This is a genomic window from Paenibacillus xylanexedens (genome assembly GCF_001908275.1).
Taxonomy (GTDB): Bacteria; Bacillota; Bacilli; order Paenibacillales; family Paenibacillaceae; genus Paenibacillus; species Paenibacillus xylanexedens_A.
The window spans coordinates 2,668,467-2,680,667 of sequence record NZ_CP018620.1 but is presented as its reverse complement, the minus strand read 5'-3'; the positions used below and the strand labels follow the sequence as shown (position 1 = coordinate 2,680,667).

Genomic DNA, 12,201 nt, shown 5'->3' with positions numbered 1-12,201 from the left:
AGCAAAGCTTACATTCCGTACTCGGCAAAAACGGCTGCGTATTTCTTTTCTAATATCGTCCAGCGCTTTTCGGCTCCGTATTTGGCGTGCAGTTGCTGTAAATAATGCTTGGCTTCTTCCGTATCGCCGGCTTTTAGCAGGAAGCGGAAGGTTACTTCGCTTAAATGTAGCGCTGTCTTATCCATATAATAATGGACTATATCTCTGGCCCCTGTCAGCGAGTGTAAGAATGACATGCCCTCTTCCAAATGTGACACCAGTTCTTTCGATAAAGCGTCTGGATCGATATCAGGCGTTAAGGTATAGTGGGCCGGAGCGGCAGGGGCTATTTCTCTGATTCGGCAGGTTAAATGAGATACGAACTCCAATATGTCTCCATTCAATCCAACGGAATGCAACTCCGCAAGTTCGGTGGAATGAACACCACAATTAACATAAAACTGGACTTGACGACTGGTGTTATACTTTGCTCTTTTAATGTTGAACTTGTATGCGAGGTTTCCATCCGCTTTGTAGAAATTCAGATTTTTCTTGGAATAGCCGTGTTTGGCAAATAAGGGTTTGACTTCTGTATTGATGATCTTCTTAAAAAGTTCCTGCATTAGATATCACTCCCAAGGCAAAGTTTGCAGAATCATGCTTGTTCAATTTTATAAAAACACTATTTAGCTTCTTCTCGTAGCATATGAGCCAGTTTGTACATCTCTGCAATGTCATGTCTGTTCTGTTCCCGGAATCTTCGGATCGCTTCATCAATCTCTACCACTTCCACCGCAACCACCTGCTCGCCATCTTCCGGATTCAGCGGATCACCGACAAGTTCAACGTCTCCATATCCGATGATTCGTACAAAATGGGGATGCGGGATATGTGGTCGATACGGTTCCAACGCACTGGATATACAGTGGAATTGTCCAAAAATCTGATAGGAACGCATTTCTGCCCCAAGTTCCTCCATCAGTTCGCGCTTCAGTCCATCCATATACTGCTCACCTGCTTCAAGCGTGCCTCCGGGCAGCTCCCAGTCTCCATTATCCAGTTGGAAAACAACACATTGATCCCCGACAAATGGAATGATGCTAATATTACTCACCAGCTTTTCATCCACGATGTCGTTTAATCTGAACTCTGCCTCAATAATCCCCCAATGAATCGACGTACTCAGTGCCGGGAATTGTTCTGCATTTAAGTTGCTCATCTGCATCTGTTCCTCTCTGTGTAAAATCCACTATTCTTCCAATTATAGTCGCAAACAAAGAAAAAAGGCCACCTTCCCACCGGGAATACGTGACCCTCTTCTTATACTCTCTGCCCTTAAGCCCTGGATCAATATTGTCCCCAGACTTACAGACCATGCTCCTTCTAATGCTGTACCAGCTTTCCCTTTTCCAAAAAAAGAACCCGGCTGCAGAGCGGCAAAACTCGCTCATCATGCGTAACCATCACTGCACTCTTGCCCTGCTCTTTCACGAGCCGTGCAATCATGCTGACAATATCCAGCCCACGTTCCGCATCCAGGCTGGCTGTTGGTTCATCCGCGAGCAGAACAGCCGGATCGTTCATCAACGCCCGTGCAATGGCGACCCGCTGACGTTCTCCGCCAGACAGCTTCTCCGCATACGCCTTCCGCCGATGGGTCAAGCCTACCGTATCCAGCAGCTCATTCACTCGCTTCTCCGCCTTGTTTTTATCCGTTCCGGCGAGCTTTGCGACCACCATGAGTTGTTCTTCTACTTTCAGAAAAGGAATGAGGTTGGCACTTTGAAATATAAACCCGAGTTGCTGAAGTCGTACATCGGATATATCCTGTTTGCTTTTGCCCATAACACTCGCTCCGTCCAGCAAAACCTGTCCTTCCGTTGGTTCAAGAAGTGCACCAGCAATGGACAGGAATGTACTTTTTCCCGAACCGGAAGGCCCCATCACAGCCACAAGTTCCCCTTCAGCAACCTCAAGGTCCAACTTGTCCAGAATCGTCCGTCTGCTACCGCCATCTTCAAAGGTCTGTGTAATTCCCTTTAATACCAATCGGTTTCTCATGCTGCTGTCCTCCCAATCGCATCAAGTGCATCAATTTTGGTAACCTTCCACACCGAGAATAACGAACCCGCCACAGACATGAGTATGAATAACACACAGGTCAGAGCAAGGGTGGACAAGCCTAATTGAAACGGCATCGATGCAGGAAGAATGGACTCGAACAGTCGAACCAATAGTACGCTAATCACCAGACTGCCAACCGACAGAACCAAGACTTGTAACGAAACACTACCCGCCAGATAAGCATTCCGTGTTCCGATGGCTTTCAATATGCCGAACTGACTCGTTTTCTGAATCGTGATGACATAGAAGAATACCGCAAGCACAAACGCCGAGATGACATATAGAAAAGCAATCATCATGAGCAACGATCCCTGCTCTTCCTTATATCCAGGGATGGCCGATACGGCATCCGACTTCGTTATGACTTCCGTATTAGGCATTGCAGCACTCAGTCCGTCTACCTGCTCGCCCCCATCCTTGATAGCAATGGCATTGTAAATCGGAGCATTGGCATTGGTGTCTGCTGAACCTTGCGAAGTTCGTGAACTTCCCTGGAGTGCGAGCCATTCCTGTTCATTCAGGAATACCACCGGGGAGTGACTGAAGGACTCATTTTGTACAAATCCACCAACGGTCCATTCCGTTCCTGTAGCTTGATCGACCAGAACGGTACCAATCGTCACACCGGATTCAGCTAACTTATGATCTACCACAACCTGTCCGTTTGTCTGATCAGTAATCGGAGTTCCTTCGGTAACGGTTGGAGCAAGCCAACCTTCCGGATTAACCATGAACAGCGTGACATCGATCTTTTTTGTGTCGCCCGTTGGACTGACAGTTGTCATTTTCACACCGAGTGGCTCAACGTTCTCTTGCCCCACTACGGAGCGAGCTTGATTAAGCTGATCCTGATCCACTTGTGACCGGGTAAACCGATGATTCGAATCCTGTTCCAGCACAAAATGGGTTGCTGCCATATTTTTGACCGAAGCTGCGTTATCATACGCCAGCCCCTGTGCAAGACCTGTAACAAACAGTACCAGAAATGAAACCAGCACCATGATTGTAGCAATTAAGGCATACCGCCCTTTGGCATACCTCATTTCCCGAATAGCCAAGTACATGTTCTGTGACCTCCCTCTTGATAACCCAAGTATAGGAGGCGAAAATGAACGGCAAATGAATAACAGATTACATCTGCGGAAGTGTCACGGTAAAGATCGTACCCTCAGGTGAACTGGAAACCTCGATTGTACCGTCATGAATTCGGATAATTTTCTGCACAATGGCAAGTCCAAGCCCGGTTCGTCCAGAAGAACGTTCCCGCGCACGATCCACCCGATAGAATCGATCGAACAGGAAAGGCAGATGCTCCGCAGCAATTCCGTCTCCTGTATCCCGAATCTGAATCACACACTGGTTATCTGTCTGCTCGGCATGAATCTCAATGCTTCTTCCCTGTGGTAGATGGTTCACCGCATTGCCCAGTAGATTCATCCAAACTTGCATGAGCAGCACTTCATTACCGACTAGCTGGATGGATTCGGGTACCGAAATCCGAAGCAACAGTTCTTTTTCTTCCAATTGCCATTGCAGTACCTGAACCGCTTGCCGGAACTGATCTCGCAAAGAGAACTTTACTTTGGACAGATCTTCGTTGCCTTGCTCAAGGGAAGACAGGAGAAGTAGTTGTTTACTGAGCAAGGAGAGATGACGACTCTCTTCCTCAATGATCGATGCATAGTGCTCCCGCTCCTGTTCAGGCAGATCCCGATCCGCCACCAATTGGGCAAAACCCTGAATCGAGGTCAGCGGTGATTGAATCTCATGCGATACGTTGGATACAAACTGCTGCCGCGCCTGATCGACCCTCTCCAATTCACGACTCATGGTCATGAAATGCTGGGCCAATTGCCCAATCTCGTCACGCCGGGCGGTAGGTAATTTTAAATTATATTTTCCTTGTGCAATCCGTTTGGTCGCCTCGGACAGACGTTCAATCGGAGTGACCAGATAACGAGTGCTAATGAGAAAGATTAGAATACTAATGCCCACCGTAAATGCTCCAATCAGCGCAAAAAAGATTCGCAACTCACCGAATTGCAGAATTACATCCGGGCGCATAAAGAGAGCGTAATTGGTATTGCCCAGTTGCAGATGAACACCCACGGTGTTACTTAATTGATTATCGAAGAAACCGGTAATGAACGGTTTACTTGGAAACTGGGCGACGCCATGGTATACCTCTCCATTCAGTACCAGTTCTACAGCTTGCTTGTCCAGATCTTTCTCACGGTATTCGCGGCCGTAGAATTGGTCGTTGCCTTTTCCATCCGTCACATAGATTTCGTATCCAAGATCGGCAGCATTGTTCAGATAATCCTCCATTGTACCGGGTTGCTGTTCCACAAATTGCTTCATTTGCATCGCGATGCCCACCAGCTTCTCATCATTGAAATCCTTTAGCTTTGTATGATAGTAGATGTTGGACAAAAGAAAACCGAGCATGCCGCTGACCATAATCACCGCAATCGTAATGAGGAATACCCGGACGTACAAGGTCCTCAAGGTGCTTTCACCTCCATCTTGTAACCAATGCCCCGCACAGTCTGAATGACAAAATCGTCCGTATAATCGGCAAAACGATCACGCAGCCGCTTAATGTGCACATCAACGGTACGGTCATCTCCTTCGTAGTCTGCTCCCCAAACGAGCCGAATGAGCTCATCCCGCGAGAACAAACGGCCCGGGAACTGGGCAAGCTGTGAGAGTAATTCAAATTCCTTCATTGGCAAAAAGAGAATGGATTGCCCGTCGGTAACCTCCACATTGTTACGATCAATGACGATCCGGTTCATGCGGATGATATCGCTGGATGTGCGATGGTACCGACGAAATAACGCCTTCACACGGTAGACCAGTTCTTCAGGTTCAAACGGCTTGGTCACATATTCATCCGTTCCTTTCAGATAACCGTCTCGCTTGTCGGATAGCTGATCTCGTGCCGTCAGCAACATAATTGGAATGTCGTAATGCTGCCGAATGTAATCACATAACTCCAGTCCGTCCATGCCGGGCATCATCACATCGAGGATTGCCAGATCGATCGGTGTTTCTTGCATCAGTTTGACCGCTTCCAGTCCGTCCTGCGCTTCATGTACCCGATACCCTTCCTTGGTCATGACATGCCGCAGGAGTGCTCGAATATTAACATCATCGTCTGCCAGCAGCAGATGTTTCATATGGTTGTCCGCCCTTCTATGTAACGAGTACATCTCACTTTGATCCTGCACAGATGGTAGCATAAAAGCAATCTGATTCGCCAGCACACATTCCCGGAAATACCGCGGCCATGTTTATATTTCCATGAATCTGGTTGACACTATTATGAGGCGCAACTATAATAAAACCATAACACATGAACAAACGCTCATATATTCATTTGTGGACGATCAAACATTGTTTAAGATCATTTATAGTCCACACTAGAAATCATATTACATAACGGAGCAAGGCTCCAAAGGAGAGGATTTTATATGTCCGGACATCATCACGATCAGAACCAAGGGCACGATCATGGACACAACCACGCTCACACAACCAATAATAAGAAAGTCCTGTTATTTTCCTTCATTATTATTACCGTATATATGATCGTTGAAGCCTTTGGTGGATTTATTACCAACAGTCTCGCGCTCATCTCGGATGCAGGTCATATGTTGTCCGATTCCATTGCGCTCGGGATCGCTTTGCTGGCGTTCACGTTTGGTGAAAAAGCAGTGAATACCGGCAAAACGTACGGCTACAGAAGATTCGAGATTTTGGCTGCCACGTTAAATGGAATCACGTTAATCGCCATCGCGCTCTACATTTTCTACGAAGCCATTGGTCGTTTTATCCACCCACCAGAAGTCGCAACCGTAGGTATGTTAATTATCAGCGTCATTGGACTGCTCGTAAACATTCTTGTTGCCTGGATCATGATGCGTGGTAGCGATACGGAGAAAAACCTGAATATGCGTGGTGCTTATCTCCATGTGATCAGCGACATGCTGGGATCCGTCGGAGCCATTGCTGCGGCACTGCTCATGATGTTCTTCGGCTGGGGTTGGGCCGATCCACTGGCGAGTGTGATTGTCGCAGCACTGGTATTGCGAAGTGGTTTCTTTGTCACCAAATCATCCCTGCACATCTTGATGGAAGGAACTCCGGCCAATGTGGATGTGAATGACCTGGTGCAGACTATTAAACAAGTCGATGGCGTCAAAGGCGTACACGATGTGCACGTCTGGTCTATCACCAGTAACCTGAACGCACTGACCGCTCATATCGTGGTAGACGGAACGATGGATGTCTATGCATCCGAGATCCTAGTTCAGAAGATTGAACATATGCTGGAGCATAAAGAAATCAAACATGTGACGCTCCAAGTGGAGTCCGAAAAACATTTGCATGACACCTCGGTATTATGTACGGTCAAAGGCGACGCACCAGATGCTCACGCACATCATCACCATTGAGATGAGTAACAAATATTAGTTGCTTCTAAATGAAAACAGGGCAGATTCCCCGTTAAAGGGAACGCCCTGTTTTTATTTTCCTAAGTTCAGCTTTTTGGTATGAGTAGAAAATAGAATAGCCTTTACCTAACCGCAGCGGGCTCTGGACTACTTGTATCTGGAGAGTAATTTCTCTTTCTTTTGATCGAATTCATATTCTGAAATAATATTTTTTTCTTTTAAGTCACCTAGCTGAAGCAGTTGTTCATGAACATTCACAGGGGTCTTTTTTCTCTTGCTTGATATGATCAAGGCTAGAATTGAGAAAAGCAGACCATACAAGACACCCAAAATCCCCAAACCTGCCGCTACCTCCGCACTTTCTTGCGAACCATCTATAAAAACTACGATTAATAAAAAATTGAGTACGAACCAAATAAGGCTGAAGATCGATAATGCTTTCAATGAATATTCCTCCTAAATGTTATGTATGTTTTTATTCAAAATCAGGAAAGGTCGGTCAGAAGACTAAACATCAACCTCATCCCAGTTTATTATGACGTATCCAAGCTGAAACAACAGGATGACAATATAACTGATGTTGATTCCCAGACTGGTCTTAACTCTCTTGGTCTGATTCAAGAATTCCTCTTTGTTCATTTTTCCCCGTTCCAGCTTGGACTTTATCTTTTGTTTTTCTTTCCATAACAGCATAAACTCGATTACACCAAATACACCCCAGACCAATGTATATATCAGTAACACTGCATTAGCAACTGACAACAGCATAAGGGAACCTTCATCCAAACCTTTCTCCATTCCTAGCTTAAAGCTTACATTCACACTCAAAGTCAGAAATACTAAACCAAAACCTATAAAACTTAAATACGGTGTGAATCTGGAGCTGCGCAATACTTCCCCTCCTTTCGGATAATAGAACCCTAGCACATATGCCATGGCTCTTCGATCCAAAATCAAATTCTCTTTAAGAAACTTTGACCTTATAAACCGCATTACCAATCTAAAAGTCACAGTATTAAGTTACTTTCGAACTGTCCATCTATTTCTTCTGTGCCTGTAACAGTTGATCATTAACAAATGCTTTCAAGAAGAAGAGTTCATTCCCATTAGGCTCCCGCAGCTGTTCCTTTTCAAAAGATGTTATCGCCTGCTCCAAGGAAGTAGATGTCACCGCTCTGCTACTGGTTGTAAGCTCTCTCCAGAATACATCCATCTCTTCCCGATCACAGATAGACTCGTGTCCGAGAATGAAATGCTCTATATCATACATCTGGATATCTTGTATCATGTGGTTAAGCAAGGATTGCTTAAAATGAAACATTTTATCCGTTGTTGTTCCATAAGGACTATCTCCGAGAAAAATAGTTTTCTCATCAGGAATATAAACTATTGTTGAATCATCCGTGTGCGTACTTTGAATCCTCTCCAGCATACATAGCTTGTTCCCCAGATCAATCTGGAGGGAATCTTTAAAGACGATACCGGGCTTATCTAGTAGAAATGATTCTCTCCTCGGGATTTCCGACTGTATAATTTCTATACAATGTGCGCTGATTATATCTGCATCTACATACTCACGAAGTGACTGGTCATCGAAGGAATAATCTCTCCATTCATTCAAGCGCTTATTAGTTAAACGATTAACGATGATCGTCGCACCGAATTCATTCATTCCCAAAAAATGATCCCAATGCGCATGCGTAATAACCACATACTGAACGGGCGGCACATCTAAGCATCGAATCTCCTCGATAAAGTCTCTGGCATGTTGAACTGAATTTCCACCATCAATTACCAGACTATGTTTTTCCCCACACACCAAGCCTAGTACCGGTCTTTCTCTATCATTATCGTTGGACATATAATAAATGGAATTGCTTAATTGATTTAACATGTCAATTCGTCTCCTCTATATGAGTATTTTCATATCATAGGCAGAGAAAAACCGCATGTTTATTCAAGCTAATACATGGATTTTTCTCCGTTTATGGATTTACCAATGGAATCACCTCTTTCAATCTGTAATCAATATTTCAACGCTATGTTATGTAATGGCAACCATTATACTCGTTATCAGCATCAACAACGTTACGGGCGCCCAGATTCTTCGTTCCCATACACTTCTCGTAATCAGATTCAAAATCGTCCCGAGTACTAAATACGCGACGATAAACCAGATCGCTGTCTCTGCAAAAACAGACCACTGAGGCCAAAGCAATCCTGCTTTACTCAGAACAATGATACCCATGAATGCTAAAATTGCAATTTGAAATATGCAAGCAAAACGCATGGAACCGGGGTATTTCCCGGGAAACTTTCCACCCATGGCGTACTCTCCCCAGGGCACACCTACCGCTAAAGCAACCTGAAAGAGAATCACGATTAGGATCAGGAAGGTGAATACGATTGCTGACGTTAATACGATCAGGACCACACTCCTAAATCATAGGTGATTATAATGGTTTATCATAAGTACCCGGGCTTGATCACAGTTCAATGGTTCAGTAAAAGGTACTTCCAGGAAGTATTCAAGCTGCCACTGCTGGGTTTTCTGAGCCTGCTTACTTGTTGGCTTGTCCCAAGGCGGATATACACGTATGGAACGCTTGCCACCTTTGCCTTGATCCGATATGATATCTCGTTGCAACAATACATGCTTCGGAAATACAAATTGACCAAAGTGGCTGCCTGCGCGCGTACTAATGACATACACATCTGCTGGATCTGATCCATCATATGGCTGTGTCGTTCCATCCTCACTCCGCTGCCACAGGGTAACAAATTGTCCGATCTTGGTTTGCGTGGTTTTGGCGACGCGGAATCGAATGGAGAGAGAATTTATGGTGAACACATATGCCCCATATTCAGCATTTTGTGCTTCTTCATATGGTTGTGAGCAGATAAAGCCACACTTGTCATAGATAAGTTCTTTACTGGCAAGTAAGTCGCCATGAAGCATCTCGGAGGTCGTCCAAGCATTCGGACGATTCAAACTATTTTTGTTATCCAACTTGTGATATCTCTCCTGTCTTGTATGGTCTGAACTAAGGCATTAGCGATAGCTATAAGAAATTTGCTAGTTCAAAGTTCCTGACATAGTCGTTTCCATTCATTCCACGCCTCCAAATACTCAGGTAGATCATCAGGATGATGCTTGTTACTCAGCCCAATTCGACAATATAGATGGATCAGAGCTTCCTCTATTAATCTGGATTTATCCATTTTGACCTGTTCCAGAAGTTCGAATGTAGCAAATAATGTTTCGCTGGTGATATCATCTGGCGAGGAGCTAAAAGCATACAAGAAATCATAGAGGATAGGCCCAACCATTGGAGATGGGTCAATAACGCCGATAAGTTCATTTTGATCATATACAAAATTATGAACCCCCGTATCGCCATGTAAAAGAAACTTCTCTTCTTCCTCATGAAAAAGACGATCCACTTTGGATTGAACCAGATTATAATCATCTGTCGTTAAAATACTTCCGATATTTATCTTTGCTTCATGAATACTAATCTGATTGAATTCTTTCCATGTCCTCTGTGGGAACTCCATTCTGCCCCATGAATTCGTATCTGAAGAACGCACATATGTATTGAATAACTCTTTCACCAGACGAGTTAACCAGTCTCTCTTCTGTCCCCGGTTGAAATGGGTCGTACCTTCCATATACGTATAAATAAAATAAGTGTTATTCGGATCAGTCACCAAAACTTCAGGTAATAACGAAGAATTCTTATACGTATCCAAAAACTGCTGGGCGATGTGAATCTGTTCGGGTTCATCCGATTTCAAAATATAGTGCATATTCAGACTCGTACTCAACCGATAAACACATCCATCTGTGGTACCTGACAAACTTTGAATTTCAGATATTTCTTCATTGATATGATGCATCTTGAATAAGTTATTGATCTCATTTACCGTTGGATTGATTAACATATGGTTCTCCTCATATAACTAGGATCTTGATTCATTTGGTAAACATAAGTTAAGTTTTGATAAAAATGCACAGTGGCTTACCTTTCAAAACGGGCTCGTTCTTCTTGGTTGGAGCTAAAAATGTAATCTGAGTACTTGTTTGCCATGGGTGGAAGCTGATCCTCGGGGAAAAACTGCAGATCCTTCATCTCTTCATTATCGGGCGTGAGTTGCCCAGATCTGATCCTGCATTCAAATACGATAGTCAAATATTCGACCTGATGACCATTGCTGTATGTAAACCGTCTTGCTTCACCCCCGTATATTCCGATAATCTTCTCCGGTTCAACAACTAGACCTGTCTCTTCCAGTGCCTCTCTTACCATTGCTTGCGCCGGTGTCTCACCAAGCTCGATTGCTCCAGCAATCAGCCCCCAGGTTGATTCGTTATGTTTACGACCAAACAGGATCTCCCCTTGTTCATTTCGGATAATTCCAGCTACACCCGGCATAAAAATAAGCTCGTTGCCGATCTTGTCCCTAAGGTTTTTGTAATAGTCTGACATACCCATCCACAGTTACCTCCTGTCTTTTATTTTCTGATTTCCCTTCCATGAATGATCCATTGTACGGCATCCCAAATATCCTCTGCGATATAATCAGGTTCAGTCTCCGTCCATTTGTCTCTAAATTTGGTTAATGAAGATTCCCCCCAGCCTGTTCGCACCATGATCTTGGTCGCTCCTACGGCATGGGCAGCAAGCATGTCTGTGTCTCCTACATCTCCAATAACGATGCAATTGGATAAATCCAAACCGTGTTCCTCTGAGGCCTGTAATAACATTCCGGGTTTAGGCTTTCTGCAATTGCATTCTTGCTCATGCGGACATATATAGGAGTGATCGAATCCGTACTCGCGAAATTGCTCTTCAAAATCCTGAACACTTGCCTCTCCACGTGAGATTCGATATTGATTCGTAAAAGCCAGTACCGTAATTCCTTCTCGTTTCAAAAGCATAATTGCTTCTTGAGCATTGGGGTATAATCTGAAATCTCTCGGATGAATAAAATGACCTGTACCACCGATTGTTCCATCTCTGTCTATAAAAACAGCTTGTACGTTTCCCTGTGGTTTCATCATGGTCTGTTCCCTTCTTAGAAAAATTTCAAGTCGTGTCGTTCATCTATACTTTCTCATCGATAATATGCTTGCTACCATCTTGTGCTGTTTATGGTGTTGCAATTTTTTAATTTCAGTTTTTAGATAGTGCACTTCTTTGATCAATACATCCAGCTTTTTCGATGTTTTGGATGAATCTATCGCATACCGTACAATTGCAGCAAAGATAAGAACGACAATTAAACTTATAATTGAGATCACTAAAGCCCAGATAAACTCCAAAATGGTGTCCAACTCCTTGCTGTCAAAATAATAAGTCATAAAACTCTTCTGAAAACCAAAACCATATAATCCCCAGGATAACCATAATAGTGCCTAGTACTTTTAATATTATTTCGATATGTTTAGGGATATCACTATTGGGAGGGTTATCTTCAAACTCGTAATTCGGTTTAATATTTCGATATCTCATCAGGACAAATATTTTGTATAGAAAATCAGGAAAGAAGTAACATGCAATACCCACGACAAATACGGGAGTAGATAAATAACCAAACGTACTGGTGGTCCATTCCATCTCTATTCCCTCCATAT

16 protein-coding genes are annotated in these 12,201 nt (G+C 44.0%); 1 reads left to right on the top strand and 15 read right to left on the bottom strand.

Annotation, left to right across the window (positions count from 1 at the left end; all coding sequences use genetic code 11):
* Nucleotides 1-8 precede the first annotated feature (8 nt).
* The 6 genes from BS614_RS11915 to BS614_RS11890 all read right to left on the bottom strand — a co-directional run bounded on the left by BS614_RS11915 (nt 9) and on the right by BS614_RS11890 (nt 5,285).
* On the bottom strand, nt 9-602 hold the full coding sequence (locus tag BS614_RS11915) for a DUF4304 domain-containing protein (RefSeq protein WP_074094163.1): 594 nt from the start codon (nt 600-602) through the stop codon (nt 9-11).
* A 59-nt stretch (nt 603-661) separates the two neighbouring features.
* Complete coding sequence (locus tag BS614_RS11910) at nt 662-1,198, bottom strand: NUDIX hydrolase (RefSeq protein WP_074096811.1); 537 nt, start codon at nt 1,196-1,198, stop codon at nt 662-664.
* Nucleotides 1,199-1,362: 164 nt separating this feature from the next.
* Nucleotides 1,363-2,040 (bottom strand): ABC transporter ATP-binding protein, encoded by a 678-nt coding sequence (locus BS614_RS11905; RefSeq protein WP_074094161.1) that lies wholly within the window; start codon nt 2,038-2,040, stop codon nt 1,363-1,365.
* The gene (locus tag BS614_RS11900; protein WP_074094159.1) at nt 2,037-3,167 is read right to left on the bottom strand and encodes an ABC transporter permease; all 1,131 of its coding nucleotides are present in this window, start codon (nt 3,165-3,167) and stop codon (nt 2,037-2,039) included. The genes BS614_RS11905 and BS614_RS11900 overlap by 4 nt, the downstream gene beginning before the upstream one ends.
* Nucleotides 3,168-3,234: 67 nt before the next feature.
* Complete coding sequence (locus BS614_RS11895; protein WP_074094157.1) at nt 3,235-4,611, bottom strand: sensor histidine kinase; 1,377 nt, start codon at nt 4,609-4,611, stop codon at nt 3,235-3,237.
* Nucleotides 4,608-5,285, bottom strand: coding sequence for a response regulator transcription factor (locus tag BS614_RS11890; protein ID WP_074094155.1), 678 nt, complete (start codon nt 5,283-5,285; stop codon nt 4,608-4,610). Before BS614_RS11890 ends, BS614_RS11895 begins: the two co-directional genes overlap by 4 nt.
* Nucleotides 5,286-5,579: 294 nt before the next feature.
* On the opposite strand from BS614_RS11890, the gene BS614_RS11885 reads away from it, so the two are divergent.
* Nucleotides 5,580-6,563, top strand: a complete 984-nt coding sequence (locus tag BS614_RS11885) for a cation diffusion facilitator family transporter (RefSeq protein WP_074094153.1) — start codon at nt 5,580-5,582, stop codon at nt 6,561-6,563.
* A 147-nt stretch (nt 6,564-6,710) separates the two neighbouring features.
* Here BS614_RS11885 and BS614_RS11880 read toward each other — a convergent pair whose 3' ends face one another.
* The 9 genes from BS614_RS11880 to BS614_RS11835 all read right to left on the bottom strand — a co-directional run bounded on the left by BS614_RS11880 (nt 6,711) and on the right by BS614_RS11835 (nt 12,184).
* Nucleotides 6,711-7,007: an SHOCT domain-containing protein gene (locus BS614_RS11880; protein ID WP_074094151.1), complete on the bottom strand. Its 297-nt coding sequence runs from the start codon at nt 7,005-7,007 to the stop codon at nt 6,711-6,713.
* Between the two features lie 63 nt (nt 7,008-7,070).
* Nucleotides 7,071-7,454 carry a hypothetical protein gene (locus tag BS614_RS11875; RefSeq protein ID WP_167544399.1) on the bottom strand — a complete coding sequence of 128 codons (384 nt, stop codon included), beginning with the start codon at nt 7,452-7,454 and terminating at the stop codon, nt 7,071-7,073.
* Nucleotides 7,455-7,602: 148 nt separating this feature from the next.
* On the bottom strand, nt 7,603-8,457 hold the full coding sequence (locus BS614_RS11870) for an MBL fold metallo-hydrolase (RefSeq protein ID WP_074094147.1): 855 nt from the start codon (nt 8,455-8,457) through the stop codon (nt 7,603-7,605).
* A 150-nt stretch (nt 8,458-8,607) separates the two neighbouring features.
* Entirely contained in the window at nt 8,608-8,889 is a 282-nt protein-coding gene (locus tag BS614_RS11865; protein WP_244898305.1) for a hypothetical protein, read from the bottom strand.
* Nucleotides 8,890-9,006: 117 nt separating this feature from the next.
* Nucleotides 9,007-9,573 (bottom strand): MepB family protein, encoded by a 567-nt coding sequence (locus tag BS614_RS11860; RefSeq protein ID WP_074094145.1) that lies wholly within the window; start codon nt 9,571-9,573, stop codon nt 9,007-9,009.
* A 71-nt stretch (nt 9,574-9,644) separates the two neighbouring features.
* Nucleotides 9,645-10,508, bottom strand: a complete 864-nt coding sequence (locus tag BS614_RS11855; RefSeq protein ID WP_074094144.1) for a phosphotransferase — start codon at nt 10,506-10,508, stop codon at nt 9,645-9,647.
* Nucleotides 10,509-10,585: 77 nt separating this feature from the next.
* Nucleotides 10,586-11,059, bottom strand: a complete 474-nt coding sequence (locus tag BS614_RS11850) for an NUDIX domain-containing protein (protein ID WP_074094142.1) — start codon at nt 11,057-11,059, stop codon at nt 10,586-10,588.
* Between the two features lie 20 nt (nt 11,060-11,079).
* The gene (locus tag BS614_RS11845) at nt 11,080-11,628 is read right to left on the bottom strand and encodes an HAD-IIIA family hydrolase (protein ID WP_074094140.1); all 549 of its coding nucleotides are present in this window, start codon (nt 11,626-11,628) and stop codon (nt 11,080-11,082) included.
* A 283-nt stretch (nt 11,629-11,911) separates the two neighbouring features.
* The gene (locus tag BS614_RS11835; protein ID WP_152683025.1) at nt 11,912-12,184 is read right to left on the bottom strand and encodes a hypothetical protein; all 273 of its coding nucleotides are present in this window, start codon (nt 12,182-12,184) and stop codon (nt 11,912-11,914) included.
* Nucleotides 12,185-12,201: the final 17 nt, after the last annotated feature.